Below are 25,453 nucleotides of genomic sequence, written 5' to 3'. Positions count from 1 at the left end.
GCGTCCCCTCCGGGAGTGAAGGCGCGCCCCATGACCGACCCGACCGAGCCGCCCGGCGAACTGATCCTGAGCCTGCGCGGCATCTCGAAGAATTTCGGCGCGGTCTCGGCGCTGACCGGGATCGACCTCGACGTCCATGCCGGCGAGGTGGTGGCGCTCGTCGGCGACAACGGCGCGGGCAAGTCGACGCTCGTCAAGGTGCTCGCGGGCGTCCACCAGCCGACCGAGGGCACCATCGCCTTCGCCGGCCAGCCGGTGACGATGGCGAGCCCGGGCGCCGCGCTCGACCTCGGCATCGCCACGGTGTTCCAGGACCTCGCGCTCTGCGAGAACCTCGACGTGGTGGCGAACATCTTCCTCGGCCGCGAACTCGCCCCCTATCACCTCGACGAGGTGGCGATGGAGGTGCGCTCCTGGACACTGCTCGGCGAACTCGCCGCCCGCATCCCCAGTGTGCGCGAGCCCATCGCCTCGCTCTCCGGCGGCCAGCGCCAGACCGTCGCCATCGCCCGCTCGCTGCTGCTCGAACCCCGCATCGTCATGCTCGACGAGCCGACCGCCGCGCTCGGCGTCGCCCAGACGGCGGAGGTGCTGAACCTGATTGAACGCCTGAAGGCGCGCGGCCTCGGCGTCATCATGATCTCGCACAACATGGAGGATGTGCGCGCGGTGGCCGACCGGATCGTCGTCCTGCGCCTCGGCCGGAACAACGGCGTCTTCACGCCCGATGCCTCCAACGCGGATCTGGTCGGCGCCATCACCGGCGCCACCGACAACGCCGTCACCCGCCGGGCGGAGCGCCGCCGCGCCGAAGGATCGAATGTATGAGCGAGCCCCGCCCCCCCTCCCAGCCGCGGCTCGACCGCGCCGACGTGCGGGTGCGCGCCGACGACAGCCTCGGCGGCACCGTGCGCGCCTTCTTCGACCGGGTGCGCTCCGGCGATCTCGGCTCGCTGCCGGTGATCGTCGGGCTGGTGGTGATCTGGACGGTGTTCACCTCGCTGAATCCGGTGTTCGTCACGCCGAACAACCTCGTGAACCTGCTGTTCGACTGCTCGACCACCGGCGTCATCGCGCTCGGGATCGTCTGCGTGCTGGTCCTGGGCGAGATCGACCTGTCGGTCGGGTCGATGAGCGGGCTCGCCTCGGCGGTGCTGGGCGTGCTCTGGGTGAGCCAGGGGATGCCGGTGCCGGTGGCGCTCGTCGCGGTGCTCGCGATCGGCGCGCTGACCGGGGCGATCTATGCGACCCTGCTCAACCGCCTCGGGATGCCGAGCTTCGTCTCGACGCTCTCGGGCCTGCTCGCGCTGCTGGGCCTGCAGCTCTACCTGCTCGGCTCGTCGGGCTCGATCAACCTGCCCTACGGCTCGTGGGTGGTGGCGTTCGGCCAGCTGCTCATCATGCCGCGCTGGTTTTCCTACCTGCTCTCGGTGCTGCCCGGGATCGCGATCCTCTGGTTCGGCAGCCGCGCTGCGGCCCGGCGGCGGGCCGCAAACCTCTCGGCGCCCTCGACGGTGCGGCTGCTTGCCAAGGCCGGGGCCATCACCGTGATCCTCGTGCTCGCCGTCCACTATCTCAACCTCGGCCGCGGGGTGCCGTGGATGTTCGGCCTCTTCGTCGCGCTGGTCGTCGCGATGGACTATGCGCTCACCCGCACCAAATGGGGCCGCTCGATGTTCGCCGTCGGCGGCAACCGCGAGGCGGCCCGCCGCGCCGGCATCAACGTGCGGCGGATCTACCTCAGCGCCTTCATGCTCTGCTCGATGCTCGCAGCCCTCGGCGGCACGATGGCGGCGGCCCGGCTCGCCTCGTCGAGCCAGCAGGCGGGCACCGGCGACGTCAACCTCAACGCCATCGCCGCGGCGGTGATCGGCGGCACGTCGCTGTTCGGCGGACGGGGCAGCGCCTATTCGGCGCTGCTCGGCATCATCGTCATCCAGTCGATCGCCAACGGCCTGACCCTGCTCAACCTGTCATCGAGCCTGCGCTACATGATCACCGGCGCGGTCCTGGCGATCGCGGTGATCGTCGACAGCCTCGCGCGGCAGAGCCGGGCGGCGCACGGACGGGCATAAATAAGGACGGACAGGCGTGAGGAAAGCCATGCACCTCATCGGGATCGACATCGGCACCGGCAGCGCCCGGGCGGGCGTGTTCGATGCGACGGGCAAGATGCTCGGCACCGCGAAGCGCGACATCGCGATGTGGCGCGAGGCGGGCTCGATCGTCGAGCAGTCGAGCGCCGACATCTGGGCCGCGGTCTCGGCCGCGGTGCGCGGCGCCATGGCCGAGGCCGGCGTGGCGCCGGAGACGGTGGGCGGCATCGGCGTCGACGCCACCTGCTCGCTCGTCGTGGTGGGCGCGGGCGGCGCGCCGCTGCCGGTCGGGCCGTCGGAGGATCCGGCGCGCGACATCATCGTCTGGATGGACCATCGCGCCGTCGGGCAGGCCGAGCGGATCAACGCGACCGGGGCCGAGGTGCTGGCCTACGTCGGCGGCGTGATCTCGCCGGAGATGGAGACGCCGAAGCTGCTCTGGCTGCGCGAGAACCGGCCGGAGGTGTTCGCGGCGGCCTGGGGGTTCTTCGACCTCGCCGACTGGCTGACCTGGCGGCTGTCGGGCAGCCTCGCCCGGTCGTCCTGCACCGTCACCTGCAAGTGGACGTATCTCGCGCATGAACGGCGCTGGGATGCCGGCTATTTCCGCGCCATCGGTCTCGGGGAGCTGGCCGACGAAGGCTTTGCGCGGATCGGCTCGGAGGTGGTCGATCCCGGCACGCGGCTCGGCGGGCTGACCGCGGCCGCGGCGGCCGACCTCGGGCTCGCGGCGGGGACGCCGGTGGCGGCGGGGCTGATCGACGCGCACGCGGGCGGGATCGGCACCGTGGGCGCGCTCGGCGATCCGGCTCGGTCGATGGGCTATGTCTTCGGCACCTCGTCGTGCACCATGACGACGACCGCCGAGCCTGTGTTCGTGCCCGGGATCTGGGGGCCGTACTTCTCGGCGATGGTGCCGGGCATGTGGCTGAGCGAGGGCGGGCAGTCGGCCGCCGGCGCGGCGATCGACCGGCTCGTCCACCTGCACCCGGCCGCGCCGTCGCTGACCGCGCAGGCGGCGGCCGAGGGTCGCTCGCTGCTCGCGCTGCTCTCGGACCGCGCGGCGGCCGGTGTCGCGCTGGCAAAGGGGGTGCACGTGGTGCCGGAGTTCCTCGGCAACCGCGCGCCGTTTGCCGATCCGCACGCGCGTGCGGTGATCGCAGGGCTCGGGATGGAAACCGACCCGGACAGCCTCGTCGCGCTCTATGTCGCCGGGCTCTGCGGCATCGGCTATGGTCTGCGCCAGATCCTCGAGGCGCAGGCGGCGCGCGGCGCGGAGGTCGAGCGCACGGTGCTCTCCGGCGGCGCGGCGCAGTCGGATGTGGTGCGACAGCTGCTCGCCGACGCCTCCGCCAAGCCGCTCGTCACCGTCACGGCGCCCGAGCCGGTGCTGCTCGGCGCGGCGATCCTCGGGGCCGTGGCAGGCGGCGCGCACGCGGACATCCCCGCGGCGATGGCGGCGATGTCGGCGCCGGCCCGGACCTACGTCCCGGCGCCGGAGACCGCGTCGCTGCACGCTGAGCGGTTTGCCGCCTTCGAGCGCCTGCAGGCGACGGCGCGCGACATCCGGGCCGGCAACGCTTAACGTTGCATTAACCCACCCGTGCGAGCGATCAGTCCCCTGCCTCGCGAGGATCGAACTCCGGGGTGAGCACGACGCGGGAGCCATCCATGACGACCTTGCCGGCATGCTCGAAATTGACGGTGATCCGGCCGTTGATCACCGACTGCACCTGTCCGAGCCCCCATTCCGGGCACTCGGGGTGGGTGACGAGCATTCCCGGCTCGAGGAACTGGTTCATCCGCGGTCCCCGCGGCGGAGTGTGCCTCGCATGACGACCGAAACCGATCTCGCGGCCCTGGTCAGCGCCCGCCTCTGTCACGATCTGATAAGCCCCATCGGCGCCATCGGCAACGGCCTCGAGCTGCTGGAGCTGGCCGGCGAGGCGCCCTCGCCCGAGCTGGCGCTGGTGAGCGACAGCCTCGCCACCGCGCTCGCCAAGCTGCGCTTCTTCCGCATCGCCTTCGGCCCCGCCGACCCCGAGGCGACGACGCCCCGCGAGGAGGCGTCGCAGATCTGCGCGGCGATGTTCAACGCCCGGCTGTCGGTGGCCTGGAACACCGCCGGCGATCTGCCGCGGCCCGTGGCGCGCCTCGCCTGCCTCGCGATCCTCTGCCTCGAAAAGAGCCTGCCCATGGGCGGCAAGCTCGACGTGCGGTCCCCGGGCCCGGAGGCGATCGAGATCCGCGCCGAGGTCCGGCGCACGGCCCCGCCGGCGGACCTCTGGGCCCACGCGGAAGGGCGCGCGCCGCTGGCGCAGGTGCGCCCGGACGCGGTGCAGTTCGCGCTGCTCGCCCGCGCCCTCGCCGATCTCGGCGCCCATCTCGACGTGCAGTTCGGGGAGACGTCGGCCGAAGTGCGGATCGCGGTGCCGGCGCCCGTGGTCAGCCCGCTGCCGGCCTGAGCCCCAGCGTGAAGCGCGCGGCGTTGTCGGCGTAGCGCGCGGCCGAGCCCGCAAGCCCGTCGAGCTCCGCCGGTGTCAGGTCGCGCACCACCTTGGCCGGCCGTCCCACCGCCAGCGTGCCGTCAGGGATTTCCTTGCCCTCGGTGACGAGCGCACCCGCGCCGATCAGCACGCGCGAGCCGATGCGCGCGCCGTTCAGCACCGTCGCCCCCATGCCGATCAGGCTGCCCGCGCCGATGGTGCAGCCGTGCAGGATCGCCATGTGGCCGATGGTGCAGCCCGGCGCGATGGTCAGCGGATAGCCCATGTCGGTGTGGCAGACCGCGCCGTCCTGCACGTTCGACCCCTCGCCGACGGTGATCGTCTCGTTGTCTCCGCGCAGCACCGCGTTGAACCAGACCGAGGCGCGCGCGGCCAGCACGACGCGCCCGACGAGCCGCGCGCCCGGCGCCACCCAGGCATCCGCCGCGATCTCCGGCGCGATGCCGTCCAGACTGTAGCAGGTCGTCAAGACGTTCCCTCCTCGAATTCCCGGTTCAGCCGCCGCACCAGCCCGACCAGCTCCGGCCGCCGTTCGCGGCGCAGCCGTTCGGCGGCAATGATCGCCCGCAGCTCGGCCTCGGCCTGCGCGAGGTTCTCGTTGACCAGCACATAGTCGTATTCCGCCCAGTGGCTGATCTCGTCGCGCGATTTCTCCATGCGGCTCTCAACCACCTCGGCCGAATCCTGCCCCCTCGCCCGCAGCCGCGCCTCCAGTTCGGCGATCGACGGCGGCAGGATGAAGATCGAGACCACCGACTCGCCGAGCGCCGAGTTGCGGATCTGCTGCCCCCCCTGCCAGTCGACGTCGAACAGCACGTCGCGCCCTGCGCCGATCGCCGCCTCGACCGGCGGGCGCGGGGTGCCGTAGCGGTTGCCGAACACCTCGGCGTGCTCCAGCATCTCGCCGGCCTCGACCATCGCCTCGAATTCCCGCCGGCTACGGAAGAGATAGTCGCGCCCCTCCACCTCGCCCCGCCGCGGCGGCCGGGTGGTCGCCGAGATCGAGAAGCTGACCTCCGGGTCGACTTCGAGCAGCCGCCGCGACAGCGTCGACTTGCCCGCGCCGGAGGGCGACGACAGGATGACGAGGATCCCGCGTCGGCGCGGCTCACTCATGGCTCACTCCACATTCTGCACCTGCTCGCGCATCTGATCGACCACGACCTTGAGGTCGAGCCCGATCGCCGTGAGATCGCTTGCCCCGGCCTTCGAGCAGAGCGTGTTGGCCTCGCGGTTGAACTCCTGCATCAGGAAGTCGAGCCGCCGGCCGACCGGCCCGCCCGCCGCGAGCAGGTCGCGCGCCGCGGCCACATGCGCGTCCAGCCGGTCCAGCTCCTCGGTGACGTCGGCCTTGACCGCGAGAAGCGCCAGCTCCTGCGCCAGACGCGCCTCGTCGACGACGGTCGTACCCGCCAGCACCGCCGCCACGCGCGTGCGCAGCAGCTCGCCCGAGCGGGCGGCACGCGCCGCCGCCGTGTCACGCGCCGCGGCGACCAGTCCGGTCACCCGGTCGAGCTGACCGTCGATCACGTCGGCAAGCGCCCGGCCCTCGGACGCCCGGGCCAGCGCCAGCGCCGCGAACAGCCGGTCAAGGCCGGCGCCGATCAGCGCCGCCAGATCGCCGTCCTCGCCCGCCCCCGCCGCCCCCGCCGGCCCCGCCGGCCCCGCCTCCAGCACCCCGCGCGCCGCGAGGAGGTCGGCCGCGGTCATCGGCGCCAGGTCGAGCCCGCGCGCCGCCGCCGCCTCTCCCGCCGCAAGCGCCGCCGCGACCACTGCGTCGAGCACCTCCCGGTTCAATCGCGGCGCCGATTGCGACCCGCCCCGCTCCAGCCGCAGGCCGACCGTCACCGAGCCGCGCGCCAGCGCCTTGGCCGCCGCCGCCCGCGCCACGGCGTCGAGCGCCTCGAAGCCATCCGGCAGCCGCAACCGCAGGTCGAGCCCGCGCCCGTTGACGCTGCGCGCCTCCCAGGTCCAGCTCGCGCCGCCCGCGCCGTCGGAGACGTCCGCGTATCCCGTCATCGATGCGATCGCCATCGCCCTCACTCACCCCAGAGGCGAAAGACCATTGATCTTTTCGCCAATTTATATGCAAATTAAGGTACGCGCCGCAAAGGTGGCGACTTTGCTGGTCTGCTGCGCTAACATGTCAAGAAATCGTTTACCCGAGGCCGACGCCGGTCCCGAGGTAAAGCAGGCAGGGTCCACGCGGTCAAGTTTCCATGAACGATCTTATGCTCTCGTCGCTCAGGACCTACTGGGACCGCCTCCGGGCGGGCCGGATCGCGCCCTATCGGGCCGAGATCGACCCCCGGCAGTTCGAGCAGGCGCTCGAGAACATGTTCATCATCGAGAAGCTGGCGCCGGACAACCTGCGTATCCGGCTGGCCGGAATGAAGATCTGCGAGATGATGGGCATGGAGGTGCGCGGCATGCAGCCGTCGTGCCTGATCGACGAGCCCGATCGCGTCCGCTTCGACCGGCTGCTCAATCTGGTGATGGCCGAGCCGGCGGTGGTCGAGCTGACCCTTGCTGCGCCGAATCGTGCCGGCACCTATCGCGCCAGTATGCTGATGATGCCGCTGCGCAGCGACTTCGGCGATATCAACCGGGTGATCGGCTGCACCTCCGGTGATGGAGAATTCTTCGCCCCGCCGCTCGCCTTCGCGATCGAGGATGTCGCGGTGAGCCCGGTCGAGGCCGGGCCGGCCGCGCCCAACCTGACGCCGGAACCCACGCGCACGCCGATGCCGGGCTTTGCCGAGCCGGCCCAGGGGTTTGCCGGCGCCCCCAAGCTGCGCAGCATCGACGGCAATCCGAACGCGCCGTCAAAGCCGCGTGGCACCACCAAGTTTCGCGTGATCGACGGAAAGTAGCGAGGCGGTCTGCCTCAGCCGGACATCGCCCGGCTCAGCTGCGCCATGGAGCGGCGCACTGCATCCTCGTCGCGAGAGAACCCCTCGCCACCATTCAGCAGCGTGTCGAGCCGCGCACGCGCCCGGGACACCCGGCTCTTGACCGTGCCGACCCGCGTGCCGAGCACCTCTGCCGCGGCCTCGTAGGACATCCCGCTGGCGCCGACGAGGATCAGCGCCTCGCGCTGGTCGGCGGGCAGAACCTGCATCGCCGCCAGGAACTCGCGCATCTCGAGCTGGCTGTCGTGGCCCGGCGTCTCGGTCAGCTTCGCGGCGTACGTGCCCTCGGCATCGGAGATCTCCCGCCAGCGGCGGCGACCCTCGGAATAGTACTGGTTGCGCAGGATCGTCACCAGCCAGGCGTGCAGGTTGGTGCCTTCCCGGTACTTGTCCCGATTGGAAATCGCCTTGGCCAGCGTCTCCTGTACCAGATCGTCGGCCCGGTCGCGGTTGCCGCTCAACGAGCGGGCAAAGCCGCGCAGCATCGGAATTGCCGCGACGAGATCGTCGCGAAAGGACTTGCCGCTCATGCGCCGCCCTCCCGCCCTGACGGAGGCTCATCCAGCTTCGCGAGGATCGCCAGCATGTCGGCCGGCACTTCCTCGTCGAGCGCCTCGTCGTAGACCCGCCGCAGCTGTCGGGCGATCCAGTCGTGCTTTCGCACGCCCGCATTGCCAAGCCGGGCGGGCCTGCCTGTCGATGGTTCTTGTGAATCGCTGCCTGCCATCACCATTCACCAACCCGCTTTCAATTCGCCGCGGCTCTTCGGAAAAGCGAGCCGACTGTCACCAGAATGCGCGCCGAGCGGTCGGGGTTCCCGGAGAGATGGAACTTTTCGCGGGCGCGCGCCTTGTTGTCTCAAGAGATCGGCGCGACAAGCGTCTGACATGGTGCGGAGGCCGGCCGGTCGCGCCCATTTCGAGAGGACTGAACCCGATGCCCGCCAGCCTGTCCCAGGAAATCGCGCCGCACCTTCCCTACCTGCGCCGCTACGCGCGCGCGCTGACCGGCTCGCAGCAGAGCGGCGACGCGCACGTCACGGCGTGCCTCGAGGCGATCGTCGCCGATCCGTCGATCCTGGAGCTGCGTCTCGGCACGAAGGTCGCGCTCTTCCGCCTCTTTCAGGAGCTCTGGCACGGCCTCGGCATCGAGCCCGGCGAGACGAGCGGGCTTGGCGCCGGCGAGCGCACGGCGCGCGAGCGTCTTGCGCGGATGGCGCCCGAGAGCCGGCAGGTGCTGCTCCTGACCACGCTCGAAGGCTTTCGCCCGGAGGATGCCGCGGCGATCACCGGGCGGAGCGAGGCGGACGTGCACGAACTGATTGCCGCCGCGGCGGACGAGATCGACCGCCAGATTGCCACGCGGGTGCTCATCATCGAGGACGAGCCGCTGATCTCGCTCGACCTCGCCGAGATCGTCGAGAGCCTCGGACACGAGGTGTCGACGATTGCCCGCACCGCCGGGCAGGCGGTGCAGGCGGCCGGCGCGGAGACGCCCGGGCTGGTGCTCGCCGACATCCAGCTCGCCGACGGATCGTCGGGCCTCGACGCCGTGCGCGAGATCCTGACGATGTTCGAGGTTCCGGTGATCTTCATCACCTCGTTCCCCGAGCGCCTGCTGACCGGCAAGCGGCCGGAGCCGACGTTCCTCATCACCAAGCCCTACGATCCGAACGCGGTAAAGGCCGCGATCAGCCAGGCGCTGTTCTTCCGCACGGCGGCCTCGCTCGACGCCTGAGGCCCCCGGGTTGGCGTGCCCGCGGGTTGGCGTGACGGGAGAGTTGGGCTAGACGGGGCCATGCGCCGTCGTCTTTCCCGACTGCTCGTCCTGCTCGCCGTGCCGCTCGTCGTCGTGGCCATGGTCGGGATCGGCTATGCCGGACGCCCGTCGTCGGCGGAGGCCGCGTTCCAGGTCTACCTGCTGCTGGGCGGAGACGCGGCGGATCTCTGCGGCCATGGCCCCGGGCACCTGCACTGCGACGCCTGCAGCGGGGCGACACCGGCGCTCGCGTCCGGCGCCGGCCCACTGCCAGATGTGGCATTGGTCTTCCGGGATGCGACGGTCGTCCTGTCGCAAGAGGCAGAGGCAGTCGGGTGCGTCGTTGCGGCGGCACCGCGCGGGCCGCCGGGAGCGGTCGACGACGGCCCTCCCCTTTCCCTTGCAGGATGACGACATGCGCGCGCCCCTGATCCTCGCCGCCGGCCTTGCCGCGGCGCTCCTGACCACGCCGGCCTCTGGCCACGAGTACAAGCTCGGCGATCTCGAGATCGGCCACCCCTATGCCCTCGCGAGCGGCGGCAAGACCGCTGCCGGTTATTTCTCCGTGACGAACCACGGCACGCTTCCGGACACCCTCGTCGCGATCCGCGCCGACGTGCCACGCGCCGAGGTGCATGGCACCGAGACAGATGCCAGCGGAGTCACCCGGATGACGCCCGTCAAGGACCTCGCCATCCCGCCGGGTGGCACGGTGACGCTCGAGCCGGGCGGCTTGCACGTGATGTTCATGGGCCTCGCCGCACCGCTCGCCGCGGGCGGCCACCTGCCGGCGACCCTGGTGTTCCAGCATGCCGGGGAGATCGCGGTCGACTTTCACGTCGAGGCGCGCGATGCCGGCACCAGCGGCGGAATGTCCGCCATGCCCGGCATGACGCACTGACGTGCGGCGCTCGTCACCCGCCACGGACACGGCCGTCATCGCACCGTCGTCGTCGCGGCGGGGGCGGGCGGAACGCCCTGCCCCTCAGGCAGTTGCCCTTCTGAAGGCTGACCGGGAGGGCGAAATGAGCAGCAACCGGCGTGGTGGAGCCTTTTGGGCGATGCGACGCGGTGCGAGTATCGGCCGATGACGTCGGCTGAGCTGGCACGCGCGTTCGTCGGGCTCTCGGCGCTCGCCTTCGCGGCGAGCCTCGCCCATCCGCGCGGCCGGCAAGGGCTCGCTGCCGCATCCGTCCCGATCGCCGGGATCTCGACCGCCGCCGCTCTGGCGCTGCTCACCCGCCCGATGCTCCCCGCCGCGGCCTGCGCCGCACTCGTGTCCGCGGCGGCCCTCGCGCTCTGGGGACGGACGCTCTGGCGCCTGCCGGACCTGCGCGACTTCGAAACCGCACGACGTGAGACCGAGCTGTCGGAGCGGCGGTTTCGCGAGGCGCTTTCGCGCTCGAACATCAGCGTCTTCGCCCAGGACACCGATCTGCGCTACACGTGGGTCTACAACCCCCGGGTCGGCGTCGCCGGCGAGGCGCTGCTCGGCCGCCGCGCCGGCGAGGTGGTGGCGCCGGATCTGCTTGACGAGGCCGACGCGCTGAAGCTCAAGGCGATCGAGGCCGGCCAGATGGTGAACGACACCGTGGCCCTGCACACGACCGGCGACGGGCGTCTCTACTTCGACATGACGGTGGCGCCCACCTTCGACGCAGCCGGCAGGGTCGACGGCATCCTCTGCTCGGCCTTCGACGTGACCGAGATGCGGCTGTTCGAGGTGCGGCTGACCGCGATGGCCGCCCAGCTCGCCGCCGCGTACCAGCGGTTCGAGCTGGCGCTCGACAACTCGCCGATCACCGTCTTCGAACAGGGCGCCGACCTGCGCTACACCTTCGTCTACAACCCCCCGCCCGGCCTCGCGACCGGCGACTTTCTCGACCGCACCGATGCAGACATCTTCTCCGAGCGCGACGCCCGCCGGCTGGCCGGACCGAAGGAGCGGGTGCTCGCCTCGGGGGGGCGCGAGTCGGTCGAGGTCGAGGTCGATGTCGAAGGGTCGCTGCGCTACTACGAGTTGACCGTCGAGGCGAAGCGCGATTCCGCCGGCGCTGTCGTCGGCCTCGTCGGCACCACGCTCGATCTGACCGAGCGGCGGCGCGACGAGCAGCGCATCCGCCTGATGCTGCGCGAGCTGACCCACCGCTCGAAGAACCTGCTGGCCGTCATTCAGGCCATGGCGCGCAAGACGGCGAGCCTTTCGGGCGATCTCGACAGCTTCGTCTCCGATTTCTCCCTGCGCCTCCGGGCCATCGCGGCTGCGCATGACCTGCTGGTGTCGCAGTCATGGCATGGCGCCGACCTGCGCGACCTTCTCGTCGCCAGCCTCGGGCCGACGATCGAGGCGCACTCGCCGCAGGTGACGCTCCGTGGCGAGCCGACGATGCTGACGCCGGACGCGGCGCAGAACCTCGGGCTCGCCTTTCACGAGCTGGCGACGAATGCGAGCAAGTACGGCGCGCTCTCGGTGCCGGGCGGCCATCTCCACGTCGACTGGATGCGCCTGCCGGGCGAAGTGCAGATCCTCTGGTCGGAATCGGGCGGCCCGGCGGTCGCCCAGCCCGAACGCCAAGGCTTTGGCCGGGTCCTGCTGGAGCGGCTGGTCGGCGTGACGCTGGGCGGATCGGTTCGGCTCGATTTCAGGCCCGAGGGGCTGGTCTGCCAGATCCGCTTCGCCGATGGCGGGATGACCTCGCCACCGGACCCTGCCCTGGAGACCGCCCACCCCTCATGACCCGCTGGTCATGACGAGCGCCCGAGCCGCGCAAAAGCGCGGTCGATTTCCTGCATGAGCTGCTCATGCTCGTCGGCGTCGCGCTTGTCTGCGAGCCGCTCCACCATGCTGCGCCATGTGGCGAGCCCGCTGATCTTGTCCTCGCGCGACAGGAACGGATCACGCTCGAGGCGTGACGGCGAAGTGAAGCCTGCAAATCTGTAGAGGTCGGCCACGGCTCCCTCCCTTCTCAGCCAGTTCAGTTCTCGAATGTCGACGGTTGCGCCGTCCGACACGGGATTTAAACCACCGAGATCGCACGATTGTTCCTCGTGCAGGCAGGATCGGCGGCCAGCGGCCTGCACTTTGGGACAAATGTTAATGCGCTTCAGTCCGACGTGTGCGACGGTCGAGGCTCCGATCGACCCTCGGAGGCTGCCGTTCGGGGCACCAGGGGCCCGCCCAAAATCGGACTGCCCGCGTTGAACGCGATGGATCGGAGTCCTGACCGAGATGACCGTGACGACCAGCCTGCCTGCGCTCGGGGATATCCTCCTCCTTGAGGATGACGCCCTGATTTCGCTCGACACCGAAGACATGCTGCTGTCGCTGGGGGCGACCCGCGTGCATGTCGCCCACAGCCTTGACGAGGCCGAGGTGATTGTCTCGCGACAGAAGCTCGACGCGGCGGTTCTCGATCTCGTGATCGGCTCTCGCCATAGTGAGGAATTGGCGCGGCGTCTGGTCGAACGGTCGATGCCGGTGATCTTTGCCAGCGGCTATGACGACGTCGGTGCCATTGCCGAGGGGCTCGAGCATGTCCCGACGGTGCGCAAGCCCTACTCCGCGCAGGCGCTCGAGCGTGCGCTCGCAACCGCGCTCCTCGGACATCGGCCCGGCTGAAGCCGCCCGCGGTCCCACCGTATCGTCCGCGCGCAGAGTCTCCCGCGAGCCGGGCAGGCGCTTCAGCTCTCGTCCTCCACCGCGCTGCGGCCCGCCTTCAGGGCCCCGCGGTGAGCCTTTGCGTCGAGACGGCGCCGCACCGATCCGGCGGTCGGCCGCGTCGGCCGGCGCGGTTTCGGCGCCTCCAGCGCCGCCAGGATCAGGTCGCGCAGCTTCTCCCGGGCTTCCGTCCGGTTCAGCGCCTGGGTGCGGTGGCGCTCGGCGCGCAGCACGATGGCGCCTTCGAGCGTCCAGCGCCGGCCGGCGAGGCGGCGCAGCCGCGCCTTCACCTCCGGCGGCAGGCTGGGCGAGCGGGCCGCCTCGAAACGCAGCTCGACCGCCGTCGCGACCTTGTTGACGTTCTGCCCGCCGGGACCGGAGGCGCGCACGAAGGCTTCCGTCAGCTCCCAGTCCTGGATCGCAAGCGAGTCGGTGACGTGCAGCATGAGGCTCGAAACTGGCAGACCGGGGGTGGCAAAGCAGTGAGGGGCCGCACTCGCCGTGCGACCCCTCGACACGATTCATGAGCTTGGAGGCTGGTCGGCTGGATCATGACGATCCGGCGGCGATCCGGCCGGGGAGCTGTCCCCTAGGCCTTCTCTGCCCGCGTAGACCTCACCACGTTCTCCAAAGTCCCACTCGACATTGGATCACCTCCTTCCGCTGGTTTCGGTTGATCCAAGCGTGCCACCGCCTGCGCAAAACGCAAGCGATTCCTCAGACACGATTGAGATACCGGCCAATCGCCACACGGAATGGCGCGAGAGCGAACACGGCGATGGCAAACTTGACGCTGAAGTCGGCAATCGCCAGCGACTGCCAGAGCGGCGCGGCCGGACCGCGGCCGAGCAGCGGCACGATCTCGTTCGCCCAGGCCACGTCCACGTGCGGCGCGATGAAGCTGAACGTGGCCGAGAAGGCGAGGCTGAAGAAGATCACCGTGTCGAGAATGCTGCCCGCGACGCTCGCGACGAACGGCGCCCGCCACCAGCTGCCCTGCCGCAGGCGGTTGAAGACCGCCACGTCGAGCAGCTGCCCGACGAGAAACGCGGTCGCCGAGGCGATGGCCACGCGCAGGCTGACGATCGGGCCGAACGGACCCTCGATCTGGCTGCCCACGAACGAGCAGACGAGTCCCACCACGAAGCCGGCCAGGATCACCTGCCGCGCGGCCCTCGGACCGTGCAGGCGGTTCATCAGGTCTGTGACGAGGAATGCGAACGGATAGGTGAACGCCCCCCAGGTCAGCCAGTCGCCGACGAGGAACTGGACGAGGATGTTCGAGGTGACGACGACGGCCGCCATGGCGGCGATGCCGGGAAAATGGGCGCGGGTCATGCGGGTCCGTTTTGACAAGGTGGCGGAGACTTGGCCGCGAGCGGCGCCCGGCCTGTAGCGCCGTCGGGCCGAAAACACAAGGGACAGATCGGGCCGGCCCGTGCGCCCGAAGACGCATCCCATTGGTTTTAATAGATACTCTTCGTCAGAATCGAACCCGGATACCGACCGTCGCGTACTGCGCCCCGCCGTGGGCGCCGTTGATGAGGCCGAAGATGCCCGAGCGATGGTGCAACCGGAACAGCAGCTCGGTATCCGGGTGGCTCGGCAGCGCGAAGGTGATCTCCGGCGCGAGGAAATGCAGCACGTGCGCCCCCTCGCCATCGTTCTGGTTGCGGTCCCGCTCGATGGCGGTCTTGTCGCTGGCGTAGTTGAGCCCGGTCGACAAGGCCACCGTGGTGCGCACCACTCCGTCCCAGGGAAACCCGTGATAGCGCAGGAACAGCGCCCCCCAGACCTCCGTCGCCTTCTGCCGTCCGAACCGCTGGCCGATGCCCGCCTCCGGCTCCAGCGACAGCCGGCGGTCCCAGAGCCAGCCGGCCTGACGCGAGATCGCCGTGGCGATCAGGTGGTCGTCGGTAACATAGTCCCAGTTGCTCGGGAACTCCGGGCGGGTGACGAGGATCTTCGCCATGGAGTTCTCGACGTAGCTGCCGCCGTACAGGCTGACCGCACAGTCGCCTTCGCATGGCGCAAAGAGGTCCGCCGGCGACCACGCCGCCGCGGGCGACGCGAAGATGAGCAGCGCGGCTGCGAGAGCACGCCGGTGCAGCCACTGCCGAATACGTTCCAACCGCATGATCCCCCGGGTTCCCTCCGCGCCGTCTAGCACGGGTGGAACCCGGGCGGGAACCCTCCGCCGATCCCTGACCGGCGGCAGGATTCAGGCGCTCACGCGCTGCAGGTACGACCCCTGCACCCGGAGCTGCCACTGCGCCTCCGGCTGGCGCCCGGCCAGCGCGTCGGGGATCTCAACCTCGTCGAAGCCGACGCGGCGGGCCATGCGGAACTGGTCGGCGATCAGCGGACCGGCGGCACGCAGCCGGCCGGTATAGCCAAGCTCCCGCAGCCGCCGCCCGATCGAGAACCCGCGCCCGTCGGAATAGGCCGGGAACGCGACCCGGATCAGCTCCACCCGGTCGAGCCAGGGCAGCAGGTCCGCCGCCTCCCGGTCATTCGGAAAGTCGACGGACAACCCCTGCTCCGGCAGATCCTGCCCCGACCAGAACACGTCGAACGGCAGCACCTCATGGGCCCAGTCGTCGGCGGCAAAGCCCGCCTCGGTCACGATGACATTCATCGCCAGTCTCCTCAGCTCGCCACGCGGAGGATGCGACCGTCCGCGCCGAAATGAATGCCGCACTCGACCTTTTCCGTGCCGCGCCAGCGGCCCGCCCGGTCATCCTCGCCGTCCTTGACCGCCGTGGTGCACGGCCGGCAGCCGATGGAGCGGAAGCCCTTCGCCACCAGCGGGTGCCGCGGCAGCGCGTGGACATCCATGTACGCCTTCAGATCCTGCGCGTTCCAGTGGGCGAGCGGGTTGACCTTCAGCCGCTCGCCGTCCTGCTCGAACAGGTCGAGCGCGGCGCGGGTCGACGCCTGGAACCGCTTGCGGCCGGTGATCGACACCGGATAGCGGCGCAGCGCCCGGTCGAGCGGCACCACCTTGCGCACGTCGCAGCAGGCGTCGGCGTCGCGCTGGTGCAGCGTGTCGTCGGGATCGACGCGCGCCAGATCCTCCGGCGTCGGCCGCACGATCCGCACGTTGCGCAGCCCGAGGTGCGCCGCCAGCGTGCGCTGGTACTCCAGCGTCTCCTCGAAGAGCAGCAGCGAGTTCGATCATCAGGACCGGCAGGTCGCGGTCGAGGTCGGCCACCATCTTGAGCAGCACGGCAGCCTCGGCGCCAAAGGACGAGACCATGGCGACTTCGCCCGGAAACGCCGCCAGCGTCGCCTCGAGGGCCACCTCGGCCGGCGCATCGCTGTAGGCGAAACGCAGCGCGTCCACCCGGTCGAGCGGCTGCGAAACGGCCGCGCTGGTGCAATCAAGCCGCATCGGAACGGGCCTCCTCGTAGAGCGCGGCCTTGAACGGCGCCATCCCGACGCGGCGGAAGGTCTCGATGAACGTCTCGCCCGGCTCGGTGCGCAGGTCGAGGTACGCCTCGATCAGCCGCTCCACCGCCGGCACCACTTCGTCGTAGGCAAATCCCGGGCCGGTCTTGTCGCCGATCGCAGCCAGCTCGGTCGCATCGCCGCCGAGGGTGATCTGGTAGTTCTCCACCCCTGCCCGATCCAGGCCGAGAATGCCGATGTGGCCGACGTGATGGTGGCCGCAGGCGTTGATGCAGCCGGAGATCTTGATCTTCAGCGGCCCGATGTCGCGCTGACGGTCGAGGTCGGCAAAGGTCTCGGCGATCTGCTGCGCCACCGGGATCGACCGGGCGGTCGCGAGCGCGCAGTAGTCCATGCCCGGGCACGCGATGATGTCGGAGACGAGCCCGACGTTCGCCGTGGCGAGCCCCGCCTCCTTCAGCCGCGCATAGATCGCCGCGAGGTGCCGGCGCGGCACATGCGGCAGCACCACGTTCTGCTCGTGGCTGATGCGCAGCTCGTCATGGGCGAACTCCTCGGCGAGGTCGGCCAGCACCCGCATCTGCGCCGCGGTCGCATCGCCCGGCGTCGCGCCGATCGCCTTCAGCGACACGGTGACGATGGCGTAGTGCGGCAGCTTGTGCGCCGTGACGTTGGTGTCGACGAACGAGCGCAGGCCGGCGGAGAGCACCGGCGCGCCCTCGCCCGGCGCCTCGAACGCCGGCGGCGCGAACGACGCCTCGATCTCGGCGAGCAGCGCGGGGTTCACCCCCGGCCACGCCGCGCGCTTCTCGGCGAAGCGGGCCTCGACCTGCTCGCGGAACGCGTCGAGGCCGATCTCGTGTACCAGGATCTTGATGCGGGCCTTGTACTTGTTGTCGCGCCGGCCGGTCAGGTTGTAGACCTGCAGGATCGCCTCGCAGTACGGGATGAGGTCCGCCTTCGGCAGGAACTCGCGGATCACCTTGGCGAGGATCGGCGTCCGCCCGAGCCCGCCGCCGACCGACACTTCGTAGCCGGGCAGGCCGTCGGAGCTGCGCACGAGGCGCAGGCCGATGTCGTGGGTCTTGGTCGCCGCGCGGTCGTGCGCCGAGCCGGTGACGCCGATCTTGAACTTGCGCCCGAGGTACTGGAATTCCGGGTGGTCGGTCGACCACTGGCGCAGCAGCTCGGCCGTGGCACGCGGATCGGCGATCTCGTCGGCGGCGGCGCCGGCGAAGTGGTCGGCGGTCACGTTGCGGATCGTGTTGCCGCTGGTCTGGATCGCGTGCATCCCGACATCGGCCAGCGCATCGAGGATGTCGGGCACGTCGCGCAGCTTCGGCCAGTTGAACTGGATGTTCTGCCGCGTGGTGAAGTGGCCATAGCCCTTGTCCCAGCGGTCGGCGATCATCGCGAGCTGGCGCATCTTGCGGCTGTCGAGCGTGCCGTACGGGATGGCGATGCGCAGCATGTAGGCGTGCAGCTGCAGGTAGAGGCCATTGCGCAGGCGCAGCGGCAGGAATTCTCCCTCGGTCAGCGAACCGTCGATGCGACGCTCCACCTGATCGCGGAACTCGGCAACCCGCTCGCGGACAAAGGCCTGGTCGAATTCATTGTACCTGTACATCAGAATCTTCTCCGCCTGGCGGCCGTGCTCGGGATAGTTGGAGGGGCCGCGGGTGCGGAACTCCTCGCGGAAATGGGCGGGGGCGGCGCGGCCACGGTCGTCGATCGCCGCCTCGACGACGTAGACCCCGACCACCTGGTTCGGGAAGGCCGACGCCCGCGTCAGCAGGTCGTCCGCAGCTTCCTGGTTCAGGGCGAGCGCGGCATCCGCGATGTCGCGCGACCAACAGCCTGCCGACGTGAAGTAGACGACATCGCCCTCGAAGAGATCGTTGCCGGTGGCCATCCGGGGCTGAAACTTGCGCGCCATCAGAGTGCTTCCTTCATGTCGGCGAGGGCGAGCGCGGCCGCACGCGGCGCGAGCCCGAAGAGGAGGAGGACCGGCGCGCCGGGCGTGGTGTCTTCCAGCGCGGTCGGCAGGTCGAGGAGCGTTGTCGCGATGAGCCGCTGCGTCGGCAGGCTGGCGTTCTCGACCACCGTGACAGGACCATCGGCATCCGCGCCGTGCATCAACAGCCGGCCGCGCAGGAAGGCGGCCGCGCGAGCGCCCATATAGATCGCCGCCGTGGCGCCGGGCCGGGCCAGCTCACGCCACTCGTGCTCGGCAAAGCCCTCGGCCTCGCGCCCCGTGAGGATGCGGAATGCCGAGTTGCGCCCGCGCCGGGTCAGCGACTGGCCGATGGCGGCGGCGGCGGCGGAGGCGGAGGTGATGCCCGGCGTGATCGCGTAGCGGATGCCCGCGGCCTCCAGCGCCTCGATCTCGTCATCGAGCCGGCCGAACACCACTGGATCACCGCCCTTCAGCCGCACGACGGTGGCACCGGCGGCGGCATGGCGCACGATGAGCTCGTTGATCGCTTCCTGCTTCCACGACGGGCCATAGCCGGACTTGCCGGCCGCGATGATCGTCGCCTCGCGGCGGGCGAGGTCGAGGATGCCGGGCGACACCAGCCGGTCATGGATCACCACGTCGGCCTCGTGCAGCAGCCGGCGCGCCTTCAGCGTCAGCAGCTCCGGGTCACCCGGGCCGGCGCCGACGATGTGGACGAAGCCCTCGGCCGCCTGCTCGCCCGCAGCGAGCATCCGCTCCAGCTCCGCCTCGGCCGCGGCAGGGCCGTCGGCAAGCGCGCGCGGGCCGCGCAGGAAGTAGAAGCGGGTCCAGAAGCTGCGGCGGGCCTTGCCGTCGAGATGCTCGACGCGGGCGCGAAAGCGCTGGCCGATGCGGGTGAGCAGGCCGAGCGACGCCGGCAGCATCGCCTCGACCTCGGCCTTGATCTTGCGGGCGAGCACCGGCGCCGCGCCCTCGGTGCCGATCGCCACCGTCACCGGATCGCGGTCGACGATCGCGGGCGTGATGAAGTCGCTGCCCTCGAGGTTGTCGACGAGGTTCACCGGCACACCGGCAGCCCGGGCGAGCGCGCCCACGCGGGCGTCGGCGGCGTCATCGCCGGTGGCGCCGTAGACCAACGCGGCGCCGGGAATGTCGCCCGCGTCGATGTCGCGGCCGACCAGATCGAGACGGCCTTCGGCCGCCCATGTCCGGATCGTCACGTCCGCTGCGGCGGCAAAGACCCGCAGCCTGGCTTCGGTCTTCAGCAGCAGGCGCAGCTTCGACACGGCAATCTCGCCGCCGCCGGCCACGAGGACGGCGCGGTCGCGCAGATCGAGAAAAACCGGGTAGTGTCGCATGCCATGGCCTCGGGACGATCGTGGCCTCATAGATAGAACAAAATCCCTGTTTTGCTCAATGGTACGCTTCAAATAAGGATTTCCGTCCGGTATGGTCGGCGCGAGGAAAAAATCGTCGCGGAAACTGCGGGAGGAACGGGATGGCCGACGCGTTGGACGATCTCGACAGGAACATCCTCGCCCTCCTTCAGGAGGATGCGACCCTGGCGCTCGACGAGATCGCCCGCCGCGTGGGCGCTTCGAAGACCCCGGTGTGGAACCGAATTCGCAAGATGCGCGCCTCCGGCCTCATCCGCGCAGAGGTGGCGCTGCTCAATCCGGACAAGCTCGGGCTGGAGAGCTGCTTCTTCGTGCTGATCCGCACGTCGCAGCACGATGCCGGCTGGCTCGAGCGGTTCCTGCAGGCGGTGCGCTCCCGGCCCGAGGTGCTGGAGGCCCACCGCCTCGCCGGGGACATCGACTATATCCTGAAGGTACGGGTGCCAAACGCCCGCGCCTACGACACATTCTATCGCTCGCTCATCAAGGAGGTCTCGATCTTCAACGTCACCTCCTCGCTCTCGATGGAAGAGATCAAGAACACCACCGCCCTGCCCCTGAACCCGCCCGCGGGGTGACGGCGGGCGTTAACGCCCGGGTGGCTTCTCGCACGGCGTGCGCTTGACGGACACGAAGTGGCCAAGGATACTCGGGGGATACTCGGGCCGCCGGTCGAGGAGACGCCCGATGAAGATCGACATCATCAAGGCGCAGGAAGTCCTCGCAAGCGGGGGGTCTCTTCCGGCCAGATCCACGCCCTGCTCGAAGCGGCGGGAACAGTAGACCTCTCGCAGTTCTCGACGAGGCAGGATCTGCTCGATCTGCGCGCCGAACTCAAGGCAGACCACGCCTCGCTCCGCAGCGAGCTGCGCGAGGATCAGGTCGCTTTGCGCAGCGAGTTTCGCGAGGACCAGGCCGGCCTCCGGCTTGCCATCTCGGACCTGCGCGCGGAAATGCACAGTGCCTTGCGCCAGCAGGCGCTCACCATCATCGGCGCCATCGGCGTCCTGCTCGCGCTGTTCCGCGTTTTCGCCTGAGTCCGCCCTTCCGAACCCCGCCGCTGGCAGCGCGCGCGCCGGCGTGCTAGAGCGCCGGGCGAGGCCCGTGGAGGCAGAGGCACGAGATGAGCATCACCGAGATCACCCCCGACTACAGCGTGTCGCCGCAGATCCTGCCCGAGGACGTGGCGGGGATCGCCGCGCAGGGCTTCCGCTCGATCATGTGCAACCGTCCCGATGGCGAAAGCGCCGACCAGACCCCGGTCGCGGCCGTCGAGGCCGAGGCGAAGCGCCTCGGCCTCGGCTTCGCCTACGTCCCCGTCGTCTCGGGACAGATCGAGGCACAGAACGTCGCCGACTTCCGCGCCGCGCTCGACCGGCTGGACGGGCCGGTGCTTGCCTACTGCCGCTCCGGCACGCGCTGCCAGAACCTCTGGATGCTGTCCCGGCGCTAGGCGCAGGCCGGCCCGGCTGGGGCGTCCGATGGGGGCGCTGGCCCGGATTGCCGACCGTCGGCGCAGCTTTGCGGTCGAGGCCGCACGACATGCGACCATGGTCGGGGCGGGAATTCGCGCTACCTCGGCGTCATGGAAACGTCTCGGAGCGCGAGAATGAGCGCGGACTGTGGCAAAGGGCCTGACTTCGAGGTCTCGGTGCGGCGCGCCTTCACACGGCTGACCACCGACGACCTGCCCCGGGCGGCAGCGGCGCGGGGCTGGCCGGTGCGCACGCCGGACGAATTCCAGCGATTGCTTCTCGACCACCTGCACGAGCAATCGGGCATGCCGCGCGGCACGCCGCCATCGCTTTTCGACATGATCCTCGCCGTTGAATTGGGCGAGCGGCTGATGGCCGGAACGCTCTGCTGCGACCGGATGAGCCGCAAGATGCGCTGCGGCGACCGGGCGCTCGAGCGGCTGAAGGCGCTGCTCGCACAACCCCGGCAGTAGCGCCCGCTATTCCTGCCGTGTCAGCAGCGCCGTCGCCAGCATGTCCGCCGCCGACGGGCTGAGCGCGATCGGGATGTCGTGCACGATGGCGAGGCGGGTCAGCGCCTGCAGGTCGACGTCGCCGCCGTGCGGCACCGTCGGGTCAGCGAAGAAGACCACGCCGTCGAGATCGCCGGTGGCGACGAGCGCCCCGAGCTGCTGGTCGCCCCCACGGCCGCCGCGCTGCAATCGCTCGACCGCGAGCAGAGGCGCCGCCTCGGCGATCATCGTGCCGGTGCCGCCGGTGCAGATCAGGCGGTGGCCGGCGAGGACGCGGGCGTGGCGCAGCACCCAGGCCCGGAGCTGCGCCTTCCTGCTGTCATGGGCGACAAGGGCGAGGCGGCGCGGAGCCGATGAGCGCGCGCGGCCGCGGGCCGTGAGCTCGAGGATCGCCCGCACCTGGCCGGTGAAGCCGGGGCCCTCGGCAGGAAAGACGCCGCCGAGCGCCGCAGTGCCGACGGTGAACCCGGCCGCGCCGGCCGTGGCGGCGGCCAGCACGCGCGCCTCGCGGTCGATGCTGCCCGCCATGATGACCGGCTTTCCCACCGCGGCGCAGACCCGCGCCATCAGCTCCGGGACATCGCCCTCGAAGCGATAGGCGAGCAGGTCGAGGCCGTGGACATGCTCGAGCGCGGCGAGGCGGCGGGCCGAGGCGACGATCTCGTCCGCCGTGCCGGCGAGTACGCTCGGGTGGCCGACGATGTGGCCGGGGAACGGGTAGTAGCGGATCGGGTGCGCGCGGATCACCTCCGTCACCGCCTCGGCCCGGGTGCCGCCGAGCAGGCAGTCGACGTCGAGCGCCACCGCCGCGCGGGCCGAGGCCAGCTCCTGCGCCGCGTCGAGGCTCACCACCTCGAGGTACGACCGTCCGCCGGCGGCGCGGATCGTGTCGGCGAGGCGCTTCAGCTCCGGCACCGGCAGGCCCACGTCCTTGAAGCCGATGTGCCGCACCCCGCCGGCCAGCGCCTCGTCGAGCCGCCGCGCGGCATCGGGGATGGTCCGGTCGTTCTCGGTCAGCATCAGGATGAAGTCGAACGCCATGGGCTTCAGGCCTCCGCCGGTGCGAGGGGGCGGCCGGAGACGGCCGGCGCGGCGGTCCAGGTGGCCGAGGGGATGAGGGAAAGGTGCGGGCGCCCGGCGCTGGCGGCGGCGAGCGCCGCGAGGTGGCCGACCGCGGCGCCGGTCGGCAGCCCGGCCGCGACGAGCGCCGAGAAGACGTCGCCGACGCCGTGCGGCACATCCGGGACCAGCTCGGCGCGGTAGAGCACGGGCGGCCCCTGCCCCACGTCGAGGACACCCGTGCCACCCTCGATCGGCGGCGACGTGACGAGCACGCGTGCCCCGAGCCGCCGCGCCGCCGCGACAGCGTCGGCCAGCGTCGCGACCGGGGCGCGGGTGAGCCAGCCGAGCTCGAAGGCGTTCGGCGTCAGCACGTCGGCAAGCGGCACGAGATCGTCGCGGATCGCCGCCGCCGCCGCGGGATCGAGGTAGAGCCCGCCGTCGGTGTCGCCGAGGATCGGGTCGACCACCACCCGGGGCGGCACCGTCAGGCGGCGGAGGCGGGCGACGAGGCCGACGGCGACGGCGACATGCGCGGCGCCGGGAAGATAGCCGGTCAGAACCGCGTCGTGGCCGGCAAGCCAGCCGTTGCCGTCGAGCGCCTCGATCATCGCCGCGAGCTGCCCGGGCGGAATCCGGTCGCCGGCGATATGCGCGAAGCCGGGCTGGTTGCTGAGCACGACGCTCGGCAGCTGGGTCACGTCATGGCCGAGCGCCTGCAGGGCGGGCACGGCGGCTGAAAGGCCGACGTGGCCGGCCGAGGTCCAGCTCGACAACGCGAGAATGCGGGCCATGCGCGGGCTCCCCCTTTGGTCGGGGCCGAGCCTACCCCGCGCCGCCGGGCGGGCGAAAGGGGGCGGGTCCTGGACGGATCCCGAGGGCGGGAGCCTCCGGCGGGAGTATTTCTCTCCAAGAAAAATCCGCGCAGACCGAGGCGGGCCATCGCCGGCGCGTCACCCCCGGCGCGCCCGCCACGCGAGGACGGCGAGGCCGGCGGCGAGGCCGAACCACGTGAGCGCGTAGCTCAGGTGCGCGTTGCGGAAGGTGACGACCGTCAGGCCGCCGATCGGCCAGCCGCCGGGGTTGGGGGTGGCGTCGGCGTCGATGAAGTAGGGCGCGACCTCGCCGAGCCCCTGCGCCGCGGCGATGGCCGCCACGTCGCGGGAGTACCAGCGGCCGGCGCCCGGGTCGTTCGACCGGAGGAAGCCGCCACCGGGCTCGGAGACGCGCAGCAGGCCGGTGACTGTCACCTCGCCCGCGGGAGGCGTGCGCGTCGCGGGGTCGCGCCGGTCGGGCGGTACGAAGCCGCGGTTCACCAGTACGGTGAACTCCGGCGTGACGAGCGGGGTCAGGATCCACGCCCCCGACCCGTGGACGGTGACGGCAAGAACCGGGGTCTCGCGGTCGCTCAGGAAATGTCCAGTCGCGGTGACGCGGGTGTACTCGTCCGCCTTGCCGATGCCGGCCCAGTCCGCCGGGCCGGGGGCGGCAACCGGCGCGGCGGCGAGGCGGGCGTCGGTGCGGGCGATGAGATCGAGCTTCCATGCCCGGCGCTCGACCTGCCAGACGCCGAGCCCCAGCAGGATCGCGATCGCCACGACGAGGGCGGCCAGCGCCACCGTCCGGCGGCGCCGCGGCGGCGCATCCTCTTCCCGACCGTCCGGCATTCCCGTCGCTCCGCCAGCCCGGCGCCGGCCTAGCACGGGGGCCGGGGGAGGGAAATCCTCGGGCGGGATCGTCCGGCGCCGCCTCGTTCACAGCAATGTCTCGTGCTCTTGCACTGGCGGCGAGGCTGGACTAGGCAAGAGCATTCCTGAGCGGTTAAGTCGGCTACTACAACTTCCGGCTGCATCGCGAGCAAGAGGCGACCAATCCCGGATGCTGCCGTCCTTCCTCATCATGCTGCGAGAGGGCCTCGAAGCGGCGCTGATCGTCGGCATCATCGCCAGCTATCTCGCGCGCACCGGCCGGACGGACTGGCTGCCGACCGTCTGGATCGGCGTGCTGCTCGCGGTGGCGCTGTCGCTGTTCGTCGGTGCCGGCGTGCTGATCCTCGGGGCGCAGTTCCCGCAGAAGACCCAGGAGCTGTTCGAGGCGATCGTCGGCGCGGTTGCCGTCGTGGTGCTGATCTCCATGGTGTTCTGGATGCGCAAGGCGGCGCGCTCGATCAAGAAGACCATGGAGCACGACATCGACGCGGCGATGGCCGACGCGCGCGGGCCGACGTGGGCGCTGATCGGCATGAGCTTCTTCGCCGTGGCGCGCGAGGGGCTCGAGTCGGTGTTCTTCCTGCTCGCGCTGTTCCAGCAGAGCCCGGGGCCGGCGGCGCCGATCGGCGCGCTGCTCGGGGTGCTGGCCGCGGCGCTGCTCGGCTACGGCATCTATCGCGGCGGCGTGCGGCTCGATCTCCGGCGGTTCTTCCTCTGGACCGGGGTGTTCATCATCTTCGTCGCCGCGGGCCTCGCCTCGAGCGTGCTGCGCAGCCTGCACGAGGCGGGCATCTGGAACTACCTGCAGCAGCCGGTCTGGGACATGACCCGGACGCTGCCGATCTCGTCGGTGACGGGCACCGTGCTTTCCGGCCTGCTCGGCTACCACGACGCGCCGGTCCTGGGCGAGGTGATCGCCTGGGCGCTGGTGCTCTTCGTCACCCTTTACTTTTTCCTCCGGCCGGCGCCCATGACGCAGCCGGCCAAGCAGGAGGCCTGAC

At 70.7% G+C, this 25,453-nt stretch carries 32 protein-coding genes; 15 read left to right on the top strand and 17 right to left on the bottom strand.

Features of this window, described 5'->3' with window-relative positions; genetic code table 11:
- Positions 1–30 precede the first annotated feature (30 nt).
- From QM699_RS06265 to QM699_RS06255, 3 genes are read left to right on the top strand one after another with little or no spacing between them, the layout of a single operon-like run.
- Positions 31–828 (top strand): ATP-binding cassette domain-containing protein, encoded by a 798-nt coding sequence (locus QM699_RS06265; protein ID WP_415010314.1) that lies wholly within the window; start codon positions 31–33, stop codon positions 826–828.
- Positions 825–2,075 carry a sugar ABC transporter permease gene (locus QM699_RS06260; protein WP_415010313.1) on the top strand — a complete coding sequence of 417 codons (1,251 nt, stop codon included), beginning with the start codon at positions 825–827 and terminating at the stop codon, positions 2,073–2,075. Before QM699_RS06265 ends, QM699_RS06260 begins: the two co-directional genes overlap by 4 nt.
- Positions 2,076–2,103: 28 nt before the next feature.
- The gene (locus QM699_RS06255; protein ID WP_415010312.1) at positions 2,104–3,681 is read left to right on the top strand and encodes an FGGY-family carbohydrate kinase; all 1,578 of its coding nucleotides are present in this window, start codon (positions 2,104–2,106) and stop codon (positions 3,679–3,681) included.
- 28 nt (positions 3,682–3,709) lie between these two features.
- On the opposite strand, the gene QM699_RS06250 is transcribed toward QM699_RS06255, so the two are convergent.
- Positions 3,710–3,898: a DUF3553 domain-containing protein gene (locus tag QM699_RS06250; RefSeq protein WP_415010311.1), complete on the bottom strand. Its 189-nt coding sequence runs from the start codon at positions 3,896–3,898 to the stop codon at positions 3,710–3,712.
- A gap of 30 nt (positions 3,899–3,928) precedes the next feature.
- Here QM699_RS06250 and QM699_RS06245 point away from each other — a divergent pair, with 30 nt between their 5' ends.
- Entirely contained in the window at positions 3,929–4,561 is a 633-nt protein-coding gene (locus QM699_RS06245) for a histidine phosphotransferase family protein (protein WP_415010310.1), read from the top strand.
- Here the strand turns inward: QM699_RS06245 and QM699_RS06240 are convergent.
- Genes QM699_RS06240 through QM699_RS06230 form a run of 3 tightly spaced genes read right to left on the bottom strand, consistent with a single transcriptional unit; the run spans position 4,542 to position 6,637 of the window.
- Positions 4,542–5,072, bottom strand: coding sequence for a gamma carbonic anhydrase family protein (locus QM699_RS06240; protein WP_415010309.1), 531 nt, complete (start codon positions 5,070–5,072; stop codon positions 4,542–4,544). The genes QM699_RS06245 and QM699_RS06240 overlap by 20 nt on opposite strands.
- On the bottom strand, positions 5,069–5,719 hold the full coding sequence (gene gmk, locus QM699_RS06235) for a guanylate kinase (RefSeq protein WP_415010308.1): 651 nt from the start codon (positions 5,717–5,719) through the stop codon (positions 5,069–5,071). The genes QM699_RS06240 and gmk overlap by 4 nt, the downstream gene beginning before the upstream one ends.
- A gap of 3 nt (positions 5,720–5,722) precedes the next feature.
- Positions 5,723–6,637: a YicC/YloC family endoribonuclease gene (locus QM699_RS06230; RefSeq protein WP_415010307.1), complete on the bottom strand. Its 915-nt coding sequence runs from the start codon at positions 6,635–6,637 to the stop codon at positions 5,723–5,725.
- A 185-nt stretch (positions 6,638–6,822) separates the two neighbouring features.
- Between QM699_RS06230 and QM699_RS06225 the strand changes: the two genes are divergently transcribed.
- Positions 6,823–7,476, top strand: coding sequence for a PAS domain-containing protein (locus QM699_RS06225; RefSeq protein WP_415010306.1), 654 nt, complete (start codon positions 6,823–6,825; stop codon positions 7,474–7,476).
- 14 nt (positions 7,477–7,490) lie between these two features.
- Here QM699_RS06225 and QM699_RS06220 read toward each other — a convergent pair whose 3' ends face one another.
- Positions 7,491–8,045, bottom strand: coding sequence for a sigma-70 family RNA polymerase sigma factor (locus tag QM699_RS06220; RefSeq protein ID WP_415010305.1), 555 nt, complete (start codon positions 8,043–8,045; stop codon positions 7,491–7,493).
- A complete protein-coding gene (locus QM699_RS06215; RefSeq protein WP_415010304.1) occupies positions 8,042–8,179 on the bottom strand; it encodes a NepR family anti-sigma factor in 138 nt (45 codons plus the stop codon). Before QM699_RS06215 ends, QM699_RS06220 begins: the two co-directional genes overlap by 4 nt.
- Before the next feature lie 272 nt (positions 8,180–8,451).
- On the opposite strand from QM699_RS06215, the gene QM699_RS06210 reads away from it, so the two are divergent.
- From QM699_RS06210 to QM699_RS06195, 4 genes are all read left to right on the top strand, one after another.
- Positions 8,452–9,252 carry a response regulator gene (locus QM699_RS06210; protein ID WP_415010303.1) on the top strand — a complete coding sequence of 267 codons (801 nt, stop codon included), beginning with the start codon at positions 8,452–8,454 and terminating at the stop codon, positions 9,250–9,252.
- Between the two features lie 60 nt (positions 9,253–9,312).
- Entirely contained in the window at positions 9,313–9,684 is a 372-nt protein-coding gene (locus QM699_RS06205; RefSeq protein WP_415010302.1) for a hypothetical protein, read from the top strand.
- 4 nt (positions 9,685–9,688) lie between these two features.
- Positions 9,689–10,174: a copper chaperone PCu(A)C gene (locus QM699_RS06200; RefSeq protein ID WP_415010301.1), complete on the top strand. Its 486-nt coding sequence runs from the start codon at positions 9,689–9,691 to the stop codon at positions 10,172–10,174.
- 186 nt (positions 10,175–10,360) lie between these two features.
- On the top strand, positions 10,361–12,010 hold the full coding sequence (locus tag QM699_RS06195) for a sensor histidine kinase (RefSeq protein ID WP_415010300.1): 1,650 nt from the start codon (positions 10,361–10,363) through the stop codon (positions 12,008–12,010).
- A gap of 8 nt (positions 12,011–12,018) precedes the next feature.
- Here the strand turns inward: QM699_RS06195 and QM699_RS06190 are convergent, their stop codons facing one another.
- Positions 12,019–12,225, bottom strand: coding sequence for a hypothetical protein (locus tag QM699_RS06190; RefSeq protein WP_415010299.1), 207 nt, complete (start codon positions 12,223–12,225; stop codon positions 12,019–12,021).
- Between the two features lie 277 nt (positions 12,226–12,502).
- Between QM699_RS06190 and QM699_RS06185 the strand changes: the two genes are divergently transcribed.
- Positions 12,503–12,892, top strand: coding sequence for a response regulator (locus tag QM699_RS06185; RefSeq protein WP_415010298.1), 390 nt, complete (start codon positions 12,503–12,505; stop codon positions 12,890–12,892).
- Between the two features lie 62 nt (positions 12,893–12,954).
- On the opposite strand, the gene arfB is transcribed toward QM699_RS06185, so the two are convergent.
- From arfB to cysG, 7 genes are all read right to left on the bottom strand, one after another.
- Positions 12,955–13,377: an alternative ribosome rescue aminoacyl-tRNA hydrolase ArfB gene (arfB, locus tag QM699_RS06180; RefSeq protein WP_415010297.1), complete on the bottom strand. Its 423-nt coding sequence runs from the start codon at positions 13,375–13,377 to the stop codon at positions 12,955–12,957.
- 271 nt (positions 13,378–13,648) lie between these two features.
- Positions 13,649–14,269: a queuosine precursor transporter gene (locus tag QM699_RS06175; RefSeq protein WP_415010296.1), complete on the bottom strand. Its 621-nt coding sequence runs from the start codon at positions 14,267–14,269 to the stop codon at positions 13,649–13,651.
- A 145-nt stretch (positions 14,270–14,414) separates the two neighbouring features.
- Complete coding sequence (locus QM699_RS06170) at positions 14,415–15,062, bottom strand: hypothetical protein (RefSeq protein WP_415010295.1); 648 nt, start codon at positions 15,060–15,062, stop codon at positions 14,415–14,417.
- Positions 15,063–15,152: 90 nt separating this feature from the next.
- Complete coding sequence (locus tag QM699_RS06165; protein WP_415010294.1) at positions 15,153–15,569, bottom strand: DUF934 domain-containing protein; 417 nt, start codon at positions 15,567–15,569, stop codon at positions 15,153–15,155.
- Between the two features lie 11 nt (positions 15,570–15,580).
- On the bottom strand, positions 15,581–16,042 hold the full coding sequence (locus QM699_RS06160) for a phosphoadenylyl-sulfate reductase (protein WP_415012708.1): 462 nt from the start codon (positions 16,040–16,042) through the stop codon (positions 15,581–15,583).
- A gap of 272 nt (positions 16,043–16,314) precedes the next feature.
- The gene (locus tag QM699_RS06155; protein WP_415010293.1) at positions 16,315–18,279 is read right to left on the bottom strand and encodes a DUF2849 domain-containing protein; all 1,965 of its coding nucleotides are present in this window, start codon (positions 18,277–18,279) and stop codon (positions 16,315–16,317) included.
- Complete coding sequence (gene cysG / locus QM699_RS06150; RefSeq protein WP_415010292.1) at positions 18,279–19,658, bottom strand: siroheme synthase CysG; 1,380 nt, start codon at positions 19,656–19,658, stop codon at positions 18,279–18,281. Before cysG ends, QM699_RS06155 begins: the two co-directional genes overlap by 1 nt.
- Before the next feature lie 140 nt (positions 19,659–19,798).
- On the opposite strand from cysG, the gene QM699_RS06145 reads away from it, so the two are divergent.
- The 4 genes from QM699_RS06145 (at position 19,799) to QM699_RS06130 (ending at position 21,645) form a co-directional block, all read left to right on the top strand.
- Positions 19,799–20,275 carry an Lrp/AsnC family transcriptional regulator gene (locus QM699_RS06145; protein WP_415010291.1) on the top strand — a complete coding sequence of 159 codons (477 nt, stop codon included), beginning with the start codon at positions 19,799–19,801 and terminating at the stop codon, positions 20,273–20,275.
- 57 nt (positions 20,276–20,332) lie between these two features.
- Entirely contained in the window at positions 20,333–20,734 is a 402-nt protein-coding gene (locus QM699_RS06140; protein WP_415010290.1) for a hypothetical protein, read from the top strand.
- An 86-nt stretch (positions 20,735–20,820) separates the two neighbouring features.
- Positions 20,821–21,150 (top strand): TIGR01244 family sulfur transferase, encoded by a 330-nt coding sequence (locus tag QM699_RS06135; protein WP_415010289.1) that lies wholly within the window; start codon positions 20,821–20,823, stop codon positions 21,148–21,150.
- A gap of 156 nt (positions 21,151–21,306) precedes the next feature.
- Positions 21,307–21,645, top strand: a complete 339-nt coding sequence (locus QM699_RS06130) for a hypothetical protein (protein WP_415010288.1) — start codon at positions 21,307–21,309, stop codon at positions 21,643–21,645.
- 6 nt (positions 21,646–21,651) lie between these two features.
- Here the strand turns inward: QM699_RS06130 and QM699_RS06125 are convergent, their stop codons facing one another.
- From QM699_RS06125 to QM699_RS06115, 3 genes are all read right to left on the bottom strand, one after another.
- Positions 21,652–22,725, bottom strand: coding sequence for a methylglyoxal synthase (locus tag QM699_RS06125; RefSeq protein ID WP_415010287.1), 1,074 nt, complete (start codon positions 22,723–22,725; stop codon positions 21,652–21,654).
- Between the two features lie 5 nt (positions 22,726–22,730).
- Positions 22,731–23,537 (bottom strand): PfkB family carbohydrate kinase, encoded by an 807-nt coding sequence (locus QM699_RS06120; RefSeq protein ID WP_415010286.1) that lies wholly within the window; start codon positions 23,535–23,537, stop codon positions 22,731–22,733.
- A 159-nt stretch (positions 23,538–23,696) separates the two neighbouring features.
- A complete protein-coding gene (locus QM699_RS06115) occupies positions 23,697–24,410 on the bottom strand; it encodes an SURF1 family protein (protein ID WP_415010285.1) in 714 nt (237 codons plus the stop codon).
- A 211-nt stretch (positions 24,411–24,621) separates the two neighbouring features.
- Between QM699_RS06115 and efeU the strand changes: the two genes are divergently transcribed.
- Positions 24,622–25,452: an iron uptake transporter permease EfeU gene (gene efeU / locus QM699_RS06110; RefSeq protein ID WP_415010284.1), complete on the top strand. Its 831-nt coding sequence runs from the start codon at positions 24,622–24,624 to the stop codon at positions 25,450–25,452.
- Position 25,453 lies beyond the last annotated feature (1 nt).

It is taken from the genome of Amaricoccus sp., from assembly GCF_047602525.1.
In the GTDB taxonomy this organism is placed as follows: domain Bacteria; phylum Pseudomonadota; class Alphaproteobacteria; order Rhodobacterales; family Rhodobacteraceae; genus Amaricoccus.
Note: the sequence above shows the minus strand (reverse complement) of the source record. Positions and strands in the feature narration are given on the sequence as shown.

What these genes read in the sequence shown, in the direction of transcription:
- QM699_RS06265 (WP_415010314.1), top strand. Translation starts at nt 31, where the DNA reads ATGACCGACCCGACCGAGCCGCCCGGCGAACTGATCCTGAGCCTGCGC.
- QM699_RS06260 (WP_415010313.1), top strand. Translation starts at nt 825, where the DNA reads ATGAGCGAGCCCCGCCCCCCCTCCCAGCCGCGGCTCGACCGCGCCGAC.
- QM699_RS06255 (WP_415010312.1), top strand. Translation starts at nt 2,104, where the DNA reads ATGCACCTCATCGGGATCGACATCGGCACCGGCAGCGCCCGGGCGGGC.
- QM699_RS06250 (WP_415010311.1), bottom strand. Translation starts at nt 3,898, where the DNA reads ATGAACCAGTTCCTCGAGCCGGGAATGCTCGTCACCCACCCCGAGTGC.
- QM699_RS06245 (WP_415010310.1), top strand. Translation starts at nt 3,929, where the DNA reads ATGACGACCGAAACCGATCTCGCGGCCCTGGTCAGCGCCCGCCTCTGT.
- gmk (WP_415010308.1), bottom strand. Translation starts at nt 5,719, where the DNA reads ATGAGTGAGCCGCGCCGACGCGGGATCCTCGTCATCCTGTCGTCGCCC.
- QM699_RS06230 (WP_415010307.1), bottom strand. Translation starts at nt 6,637, where the DNA reads ATGGCGATCGCATCGATGACGGGATACGCGGACGTCTCCGACGGCGCG.
- QM699_RS06225 (WP_415010306.1), top strand. Translation starts at nt 6,823, where the DNA reads ATGAACGATCTTATGCTCTCGTCGCTCAGGACCTACTGGGACCGCCTC.
- QM699_RS06220 (WP_415010305.1), bottom strand. Translation starts at nt 8,045, where the DNA reads ATGAGCGGCAAGTCCTTTCGCGACGATCTCGTCGCGGCAATTCCGATG.
- QM699_RS06210 (WP_415010303.1), top strand. Translation starts at nt 8,452, where the DNA reads ATGCCCGCCAGCCTGTCCCAGGAAATCGCGCCGCACCTTCCCTACCTG.
- QM699_RS06205 (WP_415010302.1), top strand. Translation starts at nt 9,313, where the DNA reads ATGCGCCGTCGTCTTTCCCGACTGCTCGTCCTGCTCGCCGTGCCGCTC.
- QM699_RS06200 (WP_415010301.1), top strand. Translation starts at nt 9,689, where the DNA reads ATGCGCGCGCCCCTGATCCTCGCCGCCGGCCTTGCCGCGGCGCTCCTG.
- QM699_RS06195 (WP_415010300.1), top strand. Translation starts at nt 10,361, where the DNA reads ATGACGTCGGCTGAGCTGGCACGCGCGTTCGTCGGGCTCTCGGCGCTC.
- QM699_RS06185 (WP_415010298.1), top strand. Translation starts at nt 12,503, where the DNA reads ATGACCGTGACGACCAGCCTGCCTGCGCTCGGGGATATCCTCCTCCTT.
- arfB (WP_415010297.1), bottom strand. Translation starts at nt 13,377, where the DNA reads ATGCTGCACGTCACCGACTCGCTTGCGATCCAGGACTGGGAGCTGACG.
- QM699_RS06175 (WP_415010296.1), bottom strand. Translation starts at nt 14,269, where the DNA reads ATGACCCGCGCCCATTTTCCCGGCATCGCCGCCATGGCGGCCGTCGTC.
- QM699_RS06165 (WP_415010294.1), bottom strand. Translation starts at nt 15,569, where the DNA reads ATGAATGTCATCGTGACCGAGGCGGGCTTTGCCGCCGACGACTGGGCC.
- QM699_RS06155 (WP_415010293.1), bottom strand. Translation starts at nt 18,279, where the DNA reads ATGGCGCGCAAGTTTCAGCCCCGGATGGCCACCGGCAACGATCTCTTC.
- cysG (WP_415010292.1), bottom strand. Translation starts at nt 19,658, where the DNA reads ATGCGACACTACCCGGTTTTTCTCGATCTGCGCGACCGCGCCGTCCTC.
- QM699_RS06145 (WP_415010291.1), top strand. Translation starts at nt 19,799, where the DNA reads ATGGCCGACGCGTTGGACGATCTCGACAGGAACATCCTCGCCCTCCTT.
- QM699_RS06135 (WP_415010289.1), top strand. Translation starts at nt 20,821, where the DNA reads ATGAGCATCACCGAGATCACCCCCGACTACAGCGTGTCGCCGCAGATC.
- QM699_RS06130 (WP_415010288.1), top strand. Translation starts at nt 21,307, where the DNA reads ATGAGCGCGGACTGTGGCAAAGGGCCTGACTTCGAGGTCTCGGTGCGG.
- QM699_RS06125 (WP_415010287.1), bottom strand. Translation starts at nt 22,725, where the DNA reads ATGGCGTTCGACTTCATCCTGATGCTGACCGAGAACGACCGGACCATC.
- QM699_RS06120 (WP_415010286.1), bottom strand. Translation starts at nt 23,537, where the DNA reads ATGGCCCGCATTCTCGCGTTGTCGAGCTGGACCTCGGCCGGCCACGTC.
- QM699_RS06115 (WP_415010285.1), bottom strand. Translation starts at nt 24,410, where the DNA reads ATGCCGGACGGTCGGGAAGAGGATGCGCCGCCGCGGCGCCGCCGGACG.
- efeU (WP_415010284.1), top strand. Translation starts at nt 24,622, where the DNA reads ATGCTGCCGTCCTTCCTCATCATGCTGCGAGAGGGCCTCGAAGCGGCG.